General features: G+C 45.2%; 15 protein-coding genes. 8 read left to right on the top strand and 7 right to left on the bottom strand.

The genetic code is table 11. The annotated features are described in order from the left end of the window. Positions 1-116: 116 nt before the first annotated feature. The 5 genes from R8O11_RS03140 to R8O11_RS03120 all read left to right on the top strand — a co-directional run bounded on the left by R8O11_RS03140 (position 117) and on the right by R8O11_RS03120 (position 6804). Positions 117-1388: a maltoporin gene (locus tag R8O11_RS03140; RefSeq protein ID WP_205391335.1), complete on the top strand. Its 1272-nt coding sequence runs from the start codon at positions 117-119 to the stop codon at positions 1386-1388. A 100-nt stretch (positions 1389-1488) separates the two neighbouring features. Then, positions 1489-2298: a MalM family protein gene (locus R8O11_RS03135; protein WP_005374786.1), complete on the top strand. Its 810-nt coding sequence runs from the start codon at positions 1489-1491 to the stop codon at positions 2296-2298. Between the two features lie 317 nt (positions 2299-2615). Next, positions 2616-3122, top strand: a complete 507-nt coding sequence (locus R8O11_RS03130) for a hypothetical protein (protein ID WP_054578620.1) — start codon at positions 2616-2618, stop codon at positions 3120-3122. A 120-nt stretch (positions 3123-3242) separates the two neighbouring features. Then, a complete protein-coding gene (locus R8O11_RS03125; RefSeq protein WP_054578621.1) occupies positions 3243-4856 on the top strand; it encodes an alpha-amylase family glycosyl hydrolase in 1614 nt (537 codons plus the stop codon). A gap of 331 nt (positions 4857-5187) precedes the next feature. After that, positions 5188-6804 (top strand): endonuclease, encoded by a 1617-nt coding sequence (locus tag R8O11_RS03120; RefSeq protein WP_318193906.1) that lies wholly within the window; start codon positions 5188-5190, stop codon positions 6802-6804. 99 nt (positions 6805-6903) lie between these two features. On the opposite strand, the gene pulA is transcribed toward R8O11_RS03120, so the two are convergent. Next, a complete protein-coding gene (gene pulA / locus R8O11_RS03115; RefSeq protein WP_318193905.1) occupies positions 6904-10893 on the bottom strand; it encodes a pullulanase-type alpha-1,6-glucosidase in 3990 nt (1329 codons plus the stop codon). A gap of 545 nt (positions 10894-11438) precedes the next feature. Here pulA and R8O11_RS03110 point away from each other — a divergent pair. The 3 genes from R8O11_RS03110 to pdxY all read left to right on the top strand — a co-directional run bounded on the left by R8O11_RS03110 (position 11439) and on the right by pdxY (position 13935). After that, positions 11439-12635, top strand: a complete 1197-nt coding sequence (locus R8O11_RS03110; RefSeq protein ID WP_064376884.1) for a tetratricopeptide repeat protein — start codon at positions 11439-11441, stop codon at positions 12633-12635. 140 nt (positions 12636-12775) lie between these two features. Further along, the gene (locus R8O11_RS03105) at positions 12776-12964 is read left to right on the top strand and encodes an AbrB/MazE/SpoVT family DNA-binding domain-containing protein (protein WP_318193904.1); all 189 of its coding nucleotides are present in this window, start codon (positions 12776-12778) and stop codon (positions 12962-12964) included. 101 nt (positions 12965-13065) lie between these two features. Then, positions 13066-13935 (top strand): pyridoxal kinase PdxY, encoded by an 870-nt coding sequence (gene pdxY / locus R8O11_RS03100; RefSeq protein WP_158173267.1) that lies wholly within the window; start codon positions 13066-13068, stop codon positions 13933-13935. A 65-nt stretch (positions 13936-14000) separates the two neighbouring features. Here the strand turns inward: pdxY and sstT are convergent, their stop codons facing one another. The 6 genes from sstT to R8O11_RS03070 all read right to left on the bottom strand — a co-directional run bounded on the left by sstT (position 14001) and on the right by R8O11_RS03070 (position 19434). Beyond that, positions 14001-15218 carry a serine/threonine transporter SstT gene (gene sstT, locus R8O11_RS03095; RefSeq protein WP_005374821.1) on the bottom strand — a complete coding sequence of 406 codons (1218 nt, stop codon included), beginning with the start codon at positions 15216-15218 and terminating at the stop codon, positions 14001-14003. Positions 15219-15574: 356 nt separating this feature from the next. Continuing rightward, positions 15575-16651, bottom strand: coding sequence for a ribosome small subunit-dependent GTPase A (rsgA, locus tag R8O11_RS03090; RefSeq protein WP_158173266.1), 1077 nt, complete (start codon positions 16649-16651; stop codon positions 15575-15577). A 275-nt stretch (positions 16652-16926) separates the two neighbouring features. Next, positions 16927-17235: a PTS transporter subunit EIIB gene (locus R8O11_RS03085; RefSeq protein WP_005384641.1), complete on the bottom strand. Its 309-nt coding sequence runs from the start codon at positions 17233-17235 to the stop codon at positions 16927-16929. Continuing rightward, positions 17225-17839 carry an SCO family protein gene (locus tag R8O11_RS03080; RefSeq protein WP_042522188.1) on the bottom strand — a complete coding sequence of 205 codons (615 nt, stop codon included), beginning with the start codon at positions 17837-17839 and terminating at the stop codon, positions 17225-17227. Before R8O11_RS03080 ends, R8O11_RS03085 begins: the two co-directional genes overlap by 11 nt. A gap of 9 nt (positions 17840-17848) precedes the next feature. Beyond that, on the bottom strand, positions 17849-18274 hold the full coding sequence (locus R8O11_RS03075; RefSeq protein ID WP_025768641.1) for a hypothetical protein: 426 nt from the start codon (positions 18272-18274) through the stop codon (positions 17849-17851). Positions 18275-18516: 242 nt separating this feature from the next. Beyond that, the gene (locus tag R8O11_RS03070) at positions 18517-19434 is read right to left on the bottom strand and encodes a DUF368 domain-containing protein (protein ID WP_031778872.1); all 918 of its coding nucleotides are present in this window, start codon (positions 19432-19434) and stop codon (positions 18517-18519) included. Positions 19435-19689 lie beyond the last annotated feature (255 nt).

The following is a 19689-nucleotide window of genomic DNA, read 5'->3' as shown; positions in this document are numbered from 1 at the left end:
ACGGGGATTCGTTCCCATCTTACCTCTCTTTCTTTAGGTGTGTTTTTACTGCCTATATTCACCTAAAAGAGTGAGCAGGGAAGACAGAATTATAAATACCCTTAATGGAGTTAAGAATGAAAAAAGTAAGTGCAATTGCTGCTGCTGTAGCTGCAACTTTAGCTGCTGGTTCTGCATTCGCAGTGGATTTCCACGGTTACATGCGTGCTGGCGTTGGCGTGAACGCTGACGGTGGTCAACAATTAACATTCGAAAAGAACAAGATCGGTCGTCTAGGTAATGAAAGCGATATCTACGGCGAGATTCAACTAGGTAAAGAAGTTTACAACAACAACGGCAAAACGTTCTACGTAGACTCTATGGTTGCAATGACTTCTAACGGTTCAAACGACTGGGAAAGCACTTCTGCTAACTGTGGTTTGGATAACGGCGAAGTGAAATGTGTAGACGATGCACAATTCGCACTACGTCAGTTCAACGTTCAAGCTAAAGGCCTACTAAACTTTGCTCCTGAAGCAACGCTTTGGGCAGGTAAACGCTACTACCAACGTCACGACATTCATATCTCTGACTTCTACTACTGGAACATCTCTGGCGCGGGCGCTGGTGTTGAAGGTATCGAAGCTGGTCCTGGTAAAGTTTCTTTCGCTTGGGTTCGTAACGACCGCGGCGATATCGCAGACCCAGGCAACGATGGCGGCGCAACAAACGTAAACACTCTAGACGTACGTTACGCAGGTCTTCCTCTATGGGACAATGGCTCTCTAGAAATGGGCTTGAACTACGCAATTCTTAACGAAACTGACGCTGCGCCAAACGGCACTAAAGATGCGAAAAACGGCGTAATGTTCACAGCAGAATTGACTCAAGGTCTAGACGCTGGTTTCAACAAAACAGTGCTTCAGTACGGTACTGAAGGTTACTCTAAAACAATGGCATTCTACGGCGACGGCAGCTGGTACGGCGCAGAAGCTGACAACGGTGCATCTGGTTACCGCCTAATCAACTGGGGTGTAATCGGCATGGGCGACAGCTGGGAAATGGGTCACCAGTTAGTGTACGGTGTTGGTGAAGACATGTGGGCTGGCCAAGACAAGTGGGAAACAATGTCTGTTGTTGTTCGTCCAATGTACAAATGGGATGACAACCACAAAACTATTTTCGAAGCTGGTTACGCTATCGACGATAACGACGGCGAAGAAAACAAATACGGTAAGCTAACTGTTGCTCAAGCATGGTCTGCTGGTTCTAGCTTCTGGGCTCGTCCTGAAATCCGTGTTTACGCTTCTTACCTAACGGCTGACAAAGAAGACAACACTAACACATTTGACAACGGTCGTTCAGATGATACGTTCCAGTTCGGTGTACAAGCTGAAGCTTGGTGGTAATCATCTAACCACTAAGTCCTAAATTGTCCTAGAATGATACAGCCAGAACTTATCTGGCTGTATTTATTTAAAAAACAATAAAGAGTCGAGGTAGACAGTAATGAAAAAATGGCTTGCTCCCGTACTGCTGGGCATGTTGGCTACTGGTTGTGCGTCTGTAGAACAAGTAGAGATGAGTCCAAAAGGTCAGCAACAAGTGATCACGCAATCGGGTGATATTCAATGGGTACCGCTTAACGTGCCTGTGGTTACTGAATTCGCTTTGACTGATAAAAGCCAAATGTTGTTGGATGGTAACAGTGCTGGCGCTATTGCAGCGTTTGCTCTTCCAGGTAACCGTGGCAGTCTCGATATCAAATTAGAGACATTCGTAAGTAAAGAACTTCAATTTTATGCTCCTAATGTCGCAGTGATGAACTCGGCAGGAGAAACCATTTACCAAGCAGATTTTTCAAAGTTTAAGTACGAACCAGCAAAACTGTTGGACAACGATAAATTCGTACTTGATCTCAATGTGATTCCAGACATGACAGGTAACGATCTGCATGTGTTGGTTTACACGACTTCCGCCGATCTAAAAGGAAGTACACAAGTTTTACACCCTGCAAAAGCCTTCGCCATGGCGCGTCACACTCAGCCGCCAGATATTGCAGACCCTCTAGCGAAACATAGCCCACTCGGTCAGTTCCGCTTTTCGGTATCCGCGAATGATATTGTGAATACTAAGATTGTTGCGAAAAACGACAACATTCCCCAAGGTACGGACCTTACTAGCTACTACTACAGCTCAATTGAAGCGGCAGTCGCAGCGAATGATATTCCGAAAGCGCTCACTTTGCTTGATGAAGCAAAAGAGCTAGGTATTGAAGGTGCACAACAAGTGTTTGTGAAAGCCGTAAATAGAAAATAATCAGATAAAAAAAGGTCAGCGAAATGCTGACCTTTTTCATAGAAAATAAACTAATAAAAATACCCCTACATAGAGTTACCTTATTCACATAATTATTTTTATTACTTTGTTTTTTATATAGGTTGGATCAATAATTAATGGCAGTTCCTAATTTATTTTTTGTACTTAGGAAATAAACAAACTTCTCGAAGTGATTTAAATTCACAATCTGACGATATTTATTTGTCGTTTGATATTTCCATTTTAATAACGATTAATATTTCTTTTAACCGTTGAGTTTATTTTACTTTGGATATACTAAAAAGGAATTACGTGAAATGAACATGATGAAGACCTCTCTTGCTGCTGCTCTACTTGCTGCCTTAGTGGGTTGTCAATCGACTGCAGAACCAGAAGCGGCCGCAGAGCCTGTTGTTAATATGTCTCAAGACGAAGTGGTTGCTTTCATGAAAGCGTGTGACAACCCAGATAGCACAGCGAAAGGACCTATTTCTAAACCACTATTTGTGGTGGGTACGTTTGCGGATTCCGATTGGAAACACGTGCCTCAGCGTCAATACACCTACAAAGGGAATAATTTCTACCAAGCCGTGGTTCAAGAAAAAGTAGGCTCCTACAAAATGCAGTACGCGACCGAGTTGTGGTTCCCACAATTTACCGCAAAAGGTAATAGAATGAACGTTGGTGAATTAACACCATTAACATTTGGTGGTTACGGTACGGATACTTCGGTTGATATTAAAGAAGATGGTAAATATGTATGGAGTCTTCAGTTTGAAGGAAAAGGCAAACCTGTTCATGTCATGGTAAATAAGTGCCAATAATATTCCATTCAGTTATTTAAAATCTATTTTTATTTATTAACCCCTGCATGAAACACATGTCGGGGTTAATTTTATTACTCAAATTTCCGTAGTTTATTTGAGTAAGTTAGGGAGAATAAAATGCGTAATATCCTACGTAACCATCGCCTGTCTCGATCGTTGCTTGCGTTAAGTGTGATTGGTGCTTTATCTGCGTGTAATTCTTCTGGTGGTGGCGACACTAATAGCAGCACTCCGCTACCGGATACCAGTTATGCTTGCCAAGCCAATGTCATGGCGCAAAGTAACCAACTTCGTACTTATCAAATCATGGTAGAGAGTTTTGTGGATGGTGATGCGAGCATTGGTCACGGTACAGGTTATGGCACCAGCCATCATAACGGCGATTTGCAAGGAGTGATTGATTCACTCGATTACATCCAAGATTTAGGGATGAACGCGATTTGGTTGACGCCAGTTTTTGAATCGGAAGCGATAGTGGGCCAAGAACACTGGGCCGATCGTCTGGATGCCACGGGCTACTTTGCAACGGATTACTTCACCATTGATCCACGTTTTGGTGATTTAGAAACGGCGAGAACCTTGGTCGAGGAAGCACACAAACGCGGCTTATACGTGTTTTTTGATGGTGTATTTGGTCATCACAAAGATGGTTTGATCAAACCATCTCCCTCCGGTTTGTTGCCATCGGGATCGAGCAATCCCGTTGATTACCCGGCCAGTCTCGATTTCTACAAAGAAGTGGCAACCTATTGGATCAAAGAACTGAAGATTGACGGCTGGCGTTTAGATCAAGCCTATCAAGTTCCGACAGACGCTTGGACACAACTTCGTAAAGCCGTCGATGAAGCCTCACAAAGTGTGACGTACACCAATAGCAAAGGCGAACAAGTGAATCCGTTGGGCTATATGGTGGCAGAGATTTGGAAAGGGGAGTCTGAAATCGCGAATGAGGCGTATGGATCGAACAGCGATCCAGCATTGTGCTCTGCGTTTGACTTCCCTATGCGATATCGCATCGTTGAAACTTTGGCCGTGAATGAGAGCGGCGTGGGTGGTCGCGGTGCGGATTGGTTAGACAACGGCTACAGCACACACAACCAATATCCAACACATGCGCAGCCGAATTTGATGATCGGCAACCATGATTTAGTGCGCTTTGGTGACTTGTTACAGCGCGGAAACTTGGCGGATGTGAATGATGCAGAATATTGGTTACGCCATAAAGCCGCGTTTGCTTTCCAAGCGGCGTACACCGGGCCAATCACGTTGTACTACGGTGATGAAATCGGGGATCAAGTGGATGGTTTTGCCGCAAAAGAAGACAACAGCACCTGCGCCATTCAAGGTTTGTGCGATGATCACGTTGCGCGCAGTAGTGCGAAAATTGAAGGCGTGACGGCGACGCTTGATGCAAACCAAGCCGATCTCAAATCTTATGTGACATCGCTGATGACAATGCGCGATGCGCATCCTGCACTTTATCAAGGGTCACGCACGAATTTAGTTGCGAGTAACGGCAGTTATGTGGACTTGAAACAATCTGGTTCGGACAAAGTCTTGTTTGCGCTAAATACCTTAGAGAGCGCTAGAAGCGTCACTCTTACTCAGGAGAGTGTTGGTACTGGTGAGTTGGTGGATTTGCTCACGAATGAAAAAATTACTCCGAGTAATGGTCAATATCAGATTCTGATGTCGCCACTACAAGGACGATTCTTTGCGGTAAAACCTTAAGGAATTACCCAGAATTGATGCTCACCAGTTGAGCTGACCACAAGCTTTCTTATAAACAAGCCAAGTGTTGTTGCTGACCCCCATAGGCGCACACTTGGCTTTTTTCTGTCTGTTTTACTTTTCCCTTAATGGTTTTACGACGATGTAGCCAACAAGTTGTTTCGCTTTTTGTATTGGCATTTGTTTTCAGCAGATGGATATTTGTGAGATAAGCTGCACATTAAAAAGTAAATTAACATTTGTGCAACGTAAAAATGTGACTGAAGGATTACTTATGCCCCACTAATATGTTTATCGTGTTTGGGATTTATATAACTAATGGAAAAGTATAATGAAATCCATAACGAACTCCCTCTGTCTCCTTGTTGCTGTTAGCTCTCCGTTTGCATATAGCCAAATTATCAACGGTGACTTTGAACAGTGGAATGGCAATGTACCTACGCAGTGGTCAGAGATTGACGCGGGCATTACAGTGTCGCCAAGCAGCGAGCAAATCAAATCGGGTGGTCTGGCTGCCCAGGTCGTCGTGAATACAGGTACCCAAAGCAACACCGACTTTTTGCAAACCATTAATGTGGAGCAAGGGAAAACCTATCCGTTTTCTGTCTCGGTTTATCATACCGAAGGAAATGTAAAAGCACGTCTGGTGGTTGATGGTTATCACAATTACTCGAACCCACAACAGATAAACCAGTGGCAAGAGCTTGCGCACAACTACACAGCGAGCTCGAACAAGACCATCAACGTCGGTTTGCGTTTTTACGATGAAGCCAGTTTTGATGGCTCAGAAGTTGTCTACGTCGATAATTTTCAACCGACCGAGACAAGTACACAACCTCCTGTAGAAAATTGTAGTGATCATGAGGTGGTTCTTACACTCACGACGGACAACTATGGCTCAGAAACTAGCTGGGAGTTGAAAAATAGCCAAGCGCAAGTGCTTTTCTCTGGTCAGGGGTATGAGTCGTCAACCTCTGTTGAAAAGACTATGTGTTTGGCCGATGGTAACTACCAATTTACGATTCAAGACAGCTATGGCGACGGCATTTGCTGTGGCAATGGTTCGGGGTCTTACGCGTTGAAGGTGGGAGATAAGACTCTTGCTTCTGGCGCTGAATTCTCGAAAAGTGAAACCACCGATTTTAACTTAGGTGACACAACGACGACCCCACCAGTGGTTGATGGTTACTATCAAGCGGCATCTGGTAAGACGGGATACGCTCTAAAAACAGCGTTGTTTAACATTATCAATAATCACTCCAGCCGAGGCTATTCTGCGGTCTGGACCTTGGTAAAAGATGCCGATATTGATCGTTATTATGAAAATGATGGCTCTATTCTCGATATGTACTCTGAAAAGCCATCTGCTAGCGATACAGTAAGCTTTACCAAAGTCACAGACCAATGTGGCCAATACAAAACGGAAGGGGATTGCTACAACCGTGAGCACTCTTTTCCGAAAAGCTGGTTTGGCGGTAAGGTTGAGCCGATGAACTCAGACGGTCATCACTTGTTTGCAACTGATGGTTATGTAAACGCGAAGCGCAGTAATTGGCCATTTGGTGAAGTGGGCACCGCGACCTACGTGTCTAGTAATGGCTCTAAACTTGGCCAAGCAAGCACTAGTCTGAGCTACTCCGGCACGGTGTTTGAGCCGATCGATGAGTTTAAAGGCGATTTTGCTCGTGCCTATTTCTACATGGCAACCCGCTATGAAAATATTGTAGGTAACTGGGAAGGCAATTCAAGCAATGCGGATGCTGTCCTTGATGGTTCAAGTTCAACGGTTTTTGAACCTTGGATGTTAAACATGCTGAAACGTTGGCACAAAAATGATCCCGTTAGTGAAAAAGAACGAAACCGCAATCAACAAGTGTTTGATTTTCAGGGCAATCGTAATCCATTCATTGATCATCCTGAGTTTGTTGAACAGATTTGGGGAAACTAACACCTTTTTGATTTTGGTATCCACCATTTAGTGACGCCAACAAAACAAAGGGGAAGCGTGATGCTTCCCCTTTTTCATTACGGATGTTTTTAAATGAAATTAGTTTTTCGTTACCGTCACGATTGGCGCCGACTTGTCAGCCGCGTTGAAGTGGAAGTTGTAATTTCCTGCTTCTGCAATCGCAATTTTCAGGTTTGCACTACCGCCACCGACTTCCATCGTTAGCGCTTTACCAAGCTCAACACTGCCTTCGCCACCGAAGTTGGTGTCTGCTGCCCAGTCTGCGCTCGCAACTTTCATTTCGTAGTTGCCCGCCGCTAGGTCAATGTCTAGCGAATAAACGTCATTTGCAACATAGCTGAACTTCGCTGTTGAGTCTTGTGCTGGAGCATCCCATGTAGTGATAGTGCCACGTAAGTAAAGTGCTGTTTCACCGAATGTTGGTGCATCTGCTGATTTGGTCACTGACACGACCGGTTTTTCTACGCTTTCATCTTGAACATGCAGCGCGTTCAGAGTGAAGTTGTACTTACCTGTTTCAGCAACAGACAGCTTACAGTTACCTTCTGAACCTAAGTCTAGTGAACCAGAAGCTATATTCGCAATATCACAACCGATGTTTGGATTTGCCCAACCAGAGTCCGCGAATTTGAACTCGTGTTCACCAGCTTCAAGAACGCCAGTTACAGAGTACATACCGTTGCCAATAAAGGTCATCGCCCAATCACTGCTATCAGACCACTCGTTCATCGTGCCTTTCACGTAAACAACGGTTTCGCCGTAAGGAGGAATGCTCGATACGTCTTTGTTATCCGTGTTTACTGGTAGGCCAGCACCTTGTGCGCCGTTTTGTGGCTGCACGAATACCGCTGTTGTCAGTGCTGGTACTGTGAACGTTTCATTGGTGAAGCTTGCACCTTTCACTATGTCATCCGCAGAGTTTTGTTGAACTTCATGTAACTCGAAACCAGTTGCGCCAGCAACCTTGAAAGATTTCTCAGTTGATGTTGAGTTCACAACGGCCACGACAGCATCGTAGTTCGAATCTAAATCGGCACCTGCTGATGTACCATCGTCGATAGACATCACAATCAAGCCTTCCACTTGGTCTTTCCCTACGTTGCGGAAGTCCACACGGTTCATCACTTCTTGCGCGGTATCTAGGCGGAACAGTTCGCTTGTGCTACGGATTTTTAGTAGCTCTAGGAATTGTTGCTTAGTCAGCTCGATGTCGGTTGAATCTGGTTTCGCCGTGCTGTCACCAACGATGGTTTTGATCAGCTCCCAGTTTGCACCGTCTTTGTCTTCACGTGGTAGACCAACGTTCCAGTTATTGTCGCTTCCGTCGAAGAATACACGGTTGAACCAGTCACCAGAATCGTACGAGTCGCGCTGCATGGATTTAGAGCGCAATAGCTCAGAACCCATGTGGATGAATGGAATGCCTTGACCAAGCATCACCGTTGATAGGGACACAGACTGCATACGTGCACGCTCGGCAGATGAAGTGCCTGTCGCAATCTTGTAGGCGTTGTTATCCCACAATGTTTGGTTGTCGTGCTTAGACACGTAAGAGATGTTCTCTGATGGCACTTTTGTGTAGCCTGCAGGCGCACCATTGTAATCAACGTTCTTACCCAGTTTGGTTTCGCCTTTGTAATCAAGAAGGATGTAATCAGCCAAGTTACCAGCCATACCTAGACGAACCAGATCTTGGTTGTGTAAACGACCATTCACCGACTCTGCGTCAGTTTTGGTTTCTTCGTTAGGATAAGCGGCGTTACCAAAGCCTTGGTTAAAGCGAAGTGGGTGCTTACCTTCAGAATCTACACCGCCATCAAACGGGCTTCCGCCACGAACTGCGTCACGCAGACGATCAGAGAAAGTACCGATTTCTGTCCCCGCCATGTTGACTTGTGTCGCCTGATCGAAGCGAGCGTTTTGCGCGACTTCACCGAAGTCCCAACCTTCGCCGTAGAACAGAGTATTCGGATCAATTTCACGGACTTTTTCAAGTGCGTAAACCATCACATCTTTCGGCTGGTGGCCCATAAGGTCAAAACGGAAACCATCGACTTTATAGTCATCCGCCCATACCATCAATGAGTCAACCATTAGTTTACCCATCATCAAGTTCTCGGTTGCGGTGTTATCACAACAGGTTGAGTTTTCGACTCCGCCAGTGTTGACGTTTAGGCGGTGGTAGTACCCAGGGACAATCTTATCCAGTACTGATTTTTCGTTCACACCAGATGCATTTGTGTGGTTGTACACGACGTCCATGACCAGTTTCAGATCCATTTTATGCGTCGCTTGAACCATTTCGCGGAACTCAAGAATACGCTTAGATCCGTTAGGATCGGTCGCATAACTGCCTTCTGGCACGGTGTAGTGGTAAGGGTCATAACCCCAGTTGAAGCTGTCTAGCATGCGAAGATCGTTCATCAACGCTTGTGCTTTGCCCGTTGTTGGGTCGTAGCTATTTAATACCTCTTCAATCACTTTGCCGTCATCTTCGGTCTCACAAATGGAGGCTTCTGGCTTGATGCCACAAAGTTTACCCACGGTGTCGGTGATATCGACTCGCTTGTCAGCGTCTTCATCCACGGTTGCAATATCAAATGCTGGCAGGATATGTAGCGTTGTTAGGCCAGCATCTTTCAGGGCTTTTAAGTGAGAAACAGACTCACGCTCAGGTTCTGTAAGCGCCAGATATTTGCCATCAAGACTTGGTGTGCCTTTACTGTCGTTAAAACTGAAATCACGAATGTGTGACTCGTAAAGGACGTGGTCTTCGTCTTTTTTAACCGTTGGGCGTGCGTAGTTTTTCCAATCTTGAGGCATTAAGCTTGGATCATCTAAATCAACCACTTGCGAGTATCGCGAGTTTTTAGACAAGCTCATTGAATATGGGTCTGTTACCAAACGCGTTTCAACGACCCCTGTTGTAGGGTGGTACACCTTAACTTGGTAGCGATAGTATTTGTTGACAACGTTGCTTTGTGCCTCAGAAACCCAGATACCTGTTGCTGGGTCTTCCGTCATGGCAACGGTCGCTTCTTCTGCTAAGTTTTCATCGTAGATTATCAGATCAACATCTTGGGCAGTTGGTGCCCATAGTTTGAAGGTTGCGGCACCGCCTTCCACAATCGCACCGAGTTCTTGACCGATCGCGTTACCTGCCTTGGAATCGGCAAACACCGCATCCAAAACGCCCGGTTTTTGCACTTCAGTTGCAGAAATGACGTCACCATTTGCGTTGTAAGCCACCATAACGATTTGTGACTTCAGGATCGTACGCAAGGTTGCGTCATCGACATCGATACCCGCAGCTTGAAGGCTAGCAAGGTGACGGAAGCGTGATTTTAGTCCATCAGATAACTCACCAGCTTTTGTCAGCTCAACCGCAGTACCGCCAGAGATTTGCTTGTCTTCATCCATTTTGATGTCATTGCTAAGGCTGTAGAACAGCTTCATGGAATCCGCACTGGTCGCCGCTTCCCATGCAATGGTGTTGGCGTCTAACCAATGGGCTTTTTGACCATCAATATCAACAGGGCGCTCTTCTATTGGCTCGTAGTAAAGTTCACTGCTGCCGTGGAAGCCAAACAAACCTTTCGATTCGCCGATTTTCGTCAACTCTACTTTTGAGTTTGCGCTGCCGAACGCTTTCTCATCACCTTTGTGCAGAATGAAGTTCATGCATTCGTGTGGGTCAGAGGCGTCTGGGTTTATTTTCAGTACGTAGTAAGCACCGTAGGTGTCGTTGATGCCATCGAATGGGTGTGGCGCAGACCAATCCGTTCCTGTTCCCGGAATGCCCATTGCGTCTAAATCTGTGCTGGTACAGCCCTCACCGTTCCATAGGTGCAAGCCCCAACCTTCGTAGTCGCTTGCTGTTGAAGCTGATGCTACGTCACGTTTGTAATAAATGACGACTTCGTTCTCTCCCGCAGGGTACAAGCCTGAGCCAGGGTTCGTCGTATCTTCGTTCGTGCTATCACTACCACAACCGCTGATTACCGCGACGGAAATCAAAGGCAGTACGGTTTTGGCAATTGTTGATAATTTAAATGTCTTATTGTCCACGTTTACAAATCCATTGTTATTGAATTGATATTGAGCTGCGCGCTGCCTTCGCTGACTCAATCATCAAGAAGGTTTTGCACACGCTAGAAAGGCAGATGCCAAAAAGGAAATGTTCAATTAGATGCTAATACACTGAATCATCAGCAAAATGTGAGAGCAGGCTGTTAAGTTTTTTACAGGTGCAAATTTTCTGTCACAGTCGATTTTGTTCACAAATTAAATAATAAAACAGGCGCATAGTGAGAGATTCTGCACATCATTAAAATGTGAATTTTTATGGGAGGAGTAAGGGGGGATGATAGGGGATGAGAATGTCTCAGCCCCAAAACCGTGATTAAGTTCTATAAAAATGAGGGCTATATTTTTCTTTTAAAAATAAGTTGCAGTGATGTTGAATAAAATACCGCCATTAAGTCTTCGCAAGCTTCAGATTTTCGCTAAGTGGTCGTTATATAATGAAGGTAGTCGGCGTTATGTCGGCGCGTAATCATAAGATTTCCCTGAAAGGGAGTTGAATTGGGCCCTGAAACCAAAAGAGGCTATTTATGAGTAGTATGGGCATTGCCATTGCGGCAACTGGCCTTTCACTCGTCCTGATATTTGTGTGGATGATCTCGTTGTCGATGCGGAAACAGAGACTCGAGGCAGAGAGGAAAGCTCGCGAAGCCGCTTATCGAAAGGCGATGCATAAAGCGCGAGAGCAAGAGCGTAAAGAGCGAGAGTTCAAAGCAGAAACCGGGCATATCCCCACCATTTTATTTCTAGCGAAAGAAGCCGAAAAGGACAACATTCGTCAAGCGCTGTATTGGTATGATAAAGCCGCTAAACTGGACAATGTGACGGGGATGTACGGCATTGTTCGCTTAAGTGAACGCATGCGCGAAGATGTGATTTTAAAAGAGCAGGCAAACTTCTGGCGTACCGCAATTGCGGGAATGGAAGGGGATACCGAAGCGAAATTTTCGACAGGCAAAGCGTTGGTTTTTGGTCGCGGAACGGAAAAAAATATTCCCAAAGGTAACCAACTGATTGAAACCGCAGCCGAGGAAGGCTGCATTGATGCCATGCTTTACATGGGTGAGTGGCAGCTTTCACCAGACAATAGTGCAGGACGCAGTGCAGATGCGCTTTACTGGTTTATGAAAGCGGCGGAAAAAGACAGTGCGGATGGCAAGATCCAAGTCGGCTTATGTTACCTAAATGGCATTGGTACAGAAAAAAGCATGGTTAAAGGTTGCTACTGGCTGGAACGGGCCGCGGAAGGTGGCAGTGCTAAAGCGATGTATCATGCTGGCGAAGCGTGGAAGGATAAAGGTAAAACGGGTAATGCAATTGCTTACGTTTGGCTGTTTCTTGCTGCCAATATGGGCTACCAACCTGCGCGTACGTTACGTGATGAAGTGGCAACCAATATTGGTGTTGATGTTGTCGTTGGATTGCAGTCCATAGCGAAGCCGTTGCAAAGAAAACTGGCCTCAGGAATGGTGAGAAAGCACTCTATTATTCGAGCCCTTAACAAAGTGTACAAACGCGAAGCGTATTTTCCTGCGGAAGAGGAGCTCAATGCGGTGTTGAATGATGAGAATAAAGACGCCTCCGAGGCTTGGGAGGAGGCATCAACACTAGATTTTCAGCCTAACATGACAACGGTAACAGCAGAAGGTCAGGCAAGCACATCGCCCAACGAAAAAAAACTTTCTAAAGAGGCGCTCGATTTCACTCAAAACTTCCTTCAACCATAACCTATCTTATCCAGAAGCCTCAAGATTGAGGCTTTTCTTTTGTCTTTAAAATGTTACGCCAAATCCAAGTCAGCTCGATGTATTTGAGGCTAGACATCCAATGACGTGAAAACTCATTTTCGACATTTGGAGGACGAAAGATGATAAGTCAACCTGTTAAAATCGGTGACGACACCGCCGTAGTCATTCCAATCGTAATCCTAGCTCAGCTCGGGATAAGGGAAGGAGATACCCTAGAAATCGCACTGAATAAAGACAAAATGGAAATTAAGAAGATGGTGTTGAAAACCAGCGCTCCAACTTACTCTGAAGATATTGAGGAGAATTGAGTTAGAGAATCTTGGTTTGTCGGATACACTACTGGTTTCGCAAAACTGGCGCTTGCCGCTGTCTTTGAACTATCGATAACTACAATAAGAGGTAAGGTACTATGCAAGGTATCCTCTCTATACAATCTCATGTTTCTTTTGGTCATGCTGGTAACTGCAGTGCTGTTTTCCCAATGCAACGCATGGGTTTCGAAGTATGGCCGATTCATACCGTTCAATTTTCTAACCACACGCAGTATCAAGAAGGCTGGACTGGGCGAGCGTTTGCGGCTGAAGACATCAGCGAGTTAGTTCGTGGACTTGGTAACATCGGCGCGCTGGAAAAGTGCCAAGCGGTATTGACGGGCTACCAAGGTAGCGCAGAGCAGTGCCTTGCTGTTGAAGATACCGTGACGAAAGTGAAGCAAGCGAACCCGAACGCACTTTACGTTTGCGACCCTGTGATGGGCGCGCCAGACAAAGGCTGCATTGTGGCTCCGGGCATTGCTGAAAATCTTCTAACGCGTTTGATGCCAATGGCGGACGTGATCGTTCCGAACCAATTCGAGCTAAGTCAATTTGCTGAGATGGAAATCCACTCACTAGACGATGCGATCACCGCATGCCAACGTGCGCTAGAGAAAGGTCCAAAAGTGGTGCTAGTTAAGCACCTTTACTGCCTAGAAAATGGCAGCTTTAACATGCTATTGGCTACGCAAGAAGGTATTTACCTTGCGAAGCGTCCTCAATTTGAGTTTGCTAAACAACCTGTTGGCGTGGGCGATCTTATTTCAGCTATTTTTACCGCGGGACTCTTAAAAGGCTGGTCTCCCAAGCAAGCTTTCCAACATTGTCATGACGCATGCTACGGGGTGTTAAGTGCAACGTACCATGCAGGCGAATGGGAGCTGCAAACTATTGCTGCGCAGCAAGAGTTTGTTGAGCCAAGTAAGCATTTCTCAATTGAAGAGGTGGCTTTGGTCACCGCGTAATTGAGCGCAATTAAACAAAAAAGGGGAGCCATCATCGGCTCCCCTTTCTCTTTGTTCTGTCAGTCTTACTGAGCTTTTTGCTGCTCTGATTTACAAACTGCTGCCGTAAAGACAACGTCTGTTGAGCTGTTTAGCGCAGTTTCTGCAGAGTCTTGAATCACACCGATAATGAAGCCAACCGCTACAACCTGCATTGCTACGTCGTTTGAGATACCAAACAGGCCACACGCAAGTGGGATAAGTAGTAGAGAGCCACCTGCAACACCTGATGCGCCGCATGCAGAAACCGCAGCTACAATACTTAGAAGTAGCGCAGTCAGTAGATCAACTTCGATACCCATAGTGTGCACAGCTGCAAGCGTTAGTGTTGTGATAGTGATTGCAGCACCAGCCATGTTGATGGTCGCACCTAGAGGGATAGATACTGAGTATGTATCCTCGTCCAGTTTTAGCTTCTCACATAGTGCCATGTTTACTGGAATATTCGCCGCACTTGAACGAGTGAAGAACGCAGTTACACCACTTTCACGTAGACAACGGAATACAAGTGGGTAAGGGTTTTGTTTGGTTTTAACGAACACGATCGCTGGGTTTACAACGAGTGCGATGATCATCATTGCGCCAAGAAGAACCGCCAGAAGGTGTGCGTAGCTTGCTAGTGCGCTAAAGCCCGTTGTCGCAAACGTTGAAGCAACCAAGCCAAAGATACCAAATGGTGCAAGACGAATGATAAAGCGCACAATGTGAGACACGCTGTGGCTTAGATCTTCAAATACGGCCTTCGTTGTTGCCGATGCGTGGTGTAGTGCAAGACCCAGACCCACACCCCAAGCAAGAATGCCGATGTAGTTTGCTTCTACTAGTGCATTTACTGGGTTGTCGACCAGTTTAAACAACAATGTGCGTAGAATTTCAGCAATACCTTGAGGAGGCGTTGCACCTTCAGCGCCGGTGACAAGCGTTAAATTGGTCGGGAAAAGGAAGCTTAGAACCACTGCTGATAGCGCCGCGAAGAATGTACCCATCAGGTACAGTACAACGATTGGGCGCATGTAAGTGTGTTGGTTTTTCTTTTGGTTTGCAATTGAAGCGGCAACCAAAATAAACACAAGAATTGGCGCGATCGCTTTAAGCGCACCGACAAAAAGGCTACCAATTAATCCCGCGCTTTCGGCATGGCTTGGAGAAATTGTCGCGAGCAAAATACCAAAGACGATACCGACAAGGATCTGGACGACGAGGTTACCACGAGCATATCGGGCAACGAGGCTGTTGTGTTGCATACATCATTCCTGCAATTTTATGCCAGAGTGGCAGGGCAATAGTCCATCATTACACGGCGATAATGCCCTTGTATTGCAAGGGGTGAGCATTGCTTCTGGTCACTAAGACACATGATTATCAATTATCCTGTTTTTATAAATTCAGCCATTTTCTTGCTGAATATCACATATCTTAGCTTGGTAATATTTTGTGTCTAGTTTTAGTTTGTTTTTGGATTAAATGTTTGCTCAATGTTATTTAAATAAGATTTTTATGTTGAAAATTATCATTAGTTATGAGTAATGGTTTTTAATAAAGTTGTTAAAAAGGAGACTTTCGTCTCCTTTGATTTTATTGACAACTCAAACGCAACAAATTAATAACTTTGTTGGCGCCTGCGCTTATCACTCATGGCATTGCGAGCAAGTTTACCGAATCGTCGACTTTGTGCTCGTTGCTCTGCCAAAGTCGCGCCGTTAAAGGCTTGTTCTCGCAATAGTTTTTGATAGTTATTGAAACGACGAACCTCAAGTGTGCCATTTGCAATCGCAGTTTGAACTGCGCAGCCTGGCTCAGTTTGGTGCTTACAATTGCCAAAGCGACAACGCTGAGCGAGCGCCTCAATGTCAGAAAATGCCTCACTGACCCCCGATTCACAATCTGCTAGTTGAAGCTCGCGCATTCCCGGAGTATCAATCAAGATGCCGCCATCAGGTAATAGATGGATAGAGCGCGATGTAGTTGTATGTCGCCCTTTGCTATCGTCTTCACGAATATGCCCAGTTGCCTGTTCTTGTTGCCCGAGTAATGCATTAACAAGAGTTGATTTGCCAACGCCTGAAGAACCGATAAAAGCGAGGGTTTGTCCTTCTTTGCACCAGGTCATGAGTTTAGAAGCACTCTCTATTTCTAAGCCGTTGACTGTCTCTATAGCTAATAGAGGGTCGAGCTTCTGTACTTGGCTTTTTAGTTCATCAGTATTGTCACACAAATCGGCTTTGGAAAGCACGATGACGGGTTCGACTTCGGCTTCATGAGCCAAGGCAAGATAGCGTTCAATACGACTTAAATTGAAGTCGTCGTTAAGGGAACAGACGATAAACACTGTATCCACATTGGCTGCGATAAGTTGCTCTACCACTTTGCTGCCAGCGGCTTTGCGGCTAAAGAGGCTCAAGCGATCCAGTAAGCGAACAAATTGCTGATCTTCATTTAAGATTACCCAGTCTCCGACGGTCATATTGGGTAAAGAATGGTGGGCATTAAGATGAACTTGCCCAGTTTCTGTTGCCAATAAATAACCACTTCGGTGATGCGCAATTACACGAGCAAAGATAGTGTTGTCGTAATCGTCTAATGTCAGTTGTTGCTGAAAAAATGGTTTCCAACCCAATTGTTTTAGAGGGTTTGAAGTTGAAACTAATGTGTCACAAAAAGTATGTGTTTGATTCATTATTGAATTATCCCAGACGCAACAAAGCGCCTTAATACAAATCGCATTAGGGTCTAATTCGGATAGAGTTGACCCCGGTGAAGACCGGGCAGAGAAGGGGAGTTGTGGCTATGCCACAGAGTTGGTGCTGTTAGGGTTACCCTTGCGATGCCCAGTTAGTGTTATTCAATACAATCATCTTGTGTCCTCTTCGTTGGTTAATAAATAAGTGAGTTAATTAAGCCAAAAGAGTATAGCCGCCCTTTTTTAAAGAGGGTAGCTATACTGCAAAAATATTAACTTTGTTTTGTGATGCGCTCTTCCATAATCTGCGAATACGTGTTGGCTTTTAAGCCGTATATGATTTGGACATGACGATCATCCAATATCACGACGCCATGCGCGCCATGATTCTTGAGTGCGTTCTTATCGATGACGGACGTCGCTCTGAGGGTAAGACGCAGCCGAGTCGCACATGCACCAGTTTCTAGCAGGTTCTCTATGCCCCCAATGGCGTCAATGATCGTATCGACGTCTTGTTCGACATTGGGGTTGGTATGAGTTAGGAAATTGAAAAATTGCTTCAGCACTGACTTAACCGTCATTTGAAGAGCCTTCGGTCGTTAGTTTTGAAATGGCTTCAACAATCGGTGCCGGCGAGAGCGTATGCGGTACTTTAGTGATTAACGTGCCATCCGGCTTCAAGAAGTAAAAGTAAGAGCTATGATCCAGCGTGTACTTTAGTTCCGAGCCTTCCAATTCTGTCTTACGGAAAATGACACCATAGTTGTGTGCCAAAGGTGTCGTTACATCAAGTGGTGCCGATAGGCCTTCAATCATTGGATGGAAGTAATGGGCATATTTTGCTGATGCATCGGCCTCATCACGCTCTGGGTCTAAAGAAATGAACATCGGGCGTAGTTGTGCTTTTTGCGCGTCGTCAATTTGATTCAGTGCTCCTGCCAGCATTGCAAGAGAAGTTGGGCAAACGTCTGGGCAGCGAGTAAAGCCAAAATAGACGACTCGGATGCGAGGGTCATTCACATCGAAGATATTGACGGCTTGGTTATTTTCCCCAAACAATACCGTTTGTTGAGAGGTGGAACTGTCCACTTGCTCTGGCTTCGTTTTCTGATTATCTAAATAGCTCTTTACGCCAAATCCGAGTGCGAAAGCAGCTACGAGAAATAGGGACCAATTGCGGCTCATAACGATTCCTTATCTTTGCATTTTTATAGCAGGGTAAACGGTATTCTCTCCATCACTGAGTTCACCAACCCAAGTCATTGCATCCTCCGTGCAAACCGGGAGAATGATGTCACCTTGATATTGGCCAGGAGCGATTTGCTTCAGTAAAAACTTAGGCTCACCCATCTCCATTTCTCTTCCTGAAAGACTTAGGATGAGTTGCTTAGCATCGCTTGTATGCCACTCAACATTTAGAGTGGTAGGAACCAAGGGTTGAGCAGTTTCTGAGTTTAGCGTCATCGTAACATTTTCTTGGACGCAAGAGGTTGTAGAGAGAAAGCAGTATTCATCTATTGACTTGCTTTGAGTGGAAGAAGAAAAGCTTTTTATTAGAGTCGGGGCATAAAATCCCGCAACTAATGCGGCTGAAACAGCGGCGATTTGTAACAGTTTCATTAAGGTTCAGCATTTATCACTTAACATTACGAGCATCGTAGCACAGATGCGCCGCTCGCCAACTCGTGACCTCAGTAAATTGTGCGTTATACCTCGGTGACCAGCTTCCTAGTAACGCGACGGACTTTATTGCATCAAATACAGCAGAGTTTTCAATTGAGATGTTTTGCCCTTAGCCAATAGATAAAACGGAGCCAATTGACTCCGTTTTTATTTGGTTCAGTATGTGTTTGATACCAAAGTTATTTATCTGAATCTGCGAATTTCTCTAGACCCAAAACCAGAGCAATGGCTGCAAGCATCATCACGACAGCAAGTACTAACTGAGAAGGTTGTGATGTCACGTGTTCAAATTCAAATGGTGATAGGTTGTGCTGTAGCAATGGCACTTGTTCGCCCTTCGAATTGGTGCGCCAAGTGATGGTTTCTTTCCATGGCCAAATCTTTGGCAACGTACCAATCATTAATCCAGTCAAAAACATCAGGGTGAAATCACGGAACTTGCGTAGTAACCACGACAATAAGTGAGAGAAGGACAGTAAACCGATCACGCAGCCAGACAAAAATAGCGCTAATGTATCGACTTGAAAACCTTTCACTGCGGCTAATACAGGAGCATACATGCCAATCAGCAGCAAAATAAAACTGCCAGAGATACCCGGCAAGATCATCGCACAAATCGCGATAGCTCCAGCGAATAAGGTGTTAATGGCCGTTGGTTCCATGTGTAAAGGTTTGAGCACAGTAATACTATAAGCAAACCCGACACCAACGAGCAGAATGACAAAGCGGACAAGATCGCGTTGCTCAACCTGACGAATAATGTGATACACAGAGACCAAAATCAGACCAAAGAAAAATGACCAAAGTGGGATCGGGTGTGTGTCAAGAAGCCAAGTAATCAACTTTGCTAGCGTTGCAATACTGGTGAAAATGCCGGCAAACAGAGCGATAAGGAAGAATCCGTTGATGTGATTAAACGCGGCTTTAACCCCTTCTTTTCGCCAGATAGAGAAAAGTGAGGGGTTAATGCGTCGAATGCTTTCAAGCAGCGTATCGTAAATACCAGTGATAAACGCGATGGTGCCGCCAGATACACCAGGTACAACATCTGCTGCACCCATGGCGATTCCCTTGAAGAAAGTAATTAAGTAGTTCATTGCTCTAATGCTAAGTCGTTTCGATGGCAGAGAGTATACAAACATTGCGATGAAAAAAGTATGAAATAGTGCTGTAACTACTTGGTTTTATATCCAATCTATTGCCTATCTTTATTACCCGCCAAAAGACAATGCCGCCGTAACGAGCTTTTAATGCTTGGTTTACATTTTTGAGATGATTAACTCTACTATCAATTATCAATCTTGGTTGCATTATGCAATTGCAATTTGCATTATCAAATTGCATTTTGATAA

It is taken from the genome of Vibrio sp. 1288 (genome assembly GCF_033344475.1).
The sequence above is the reverse complement of the archived record's forward strand: the minus strand, read 5'-3'. Positions and strand labels throughout refer to the sequence as shown.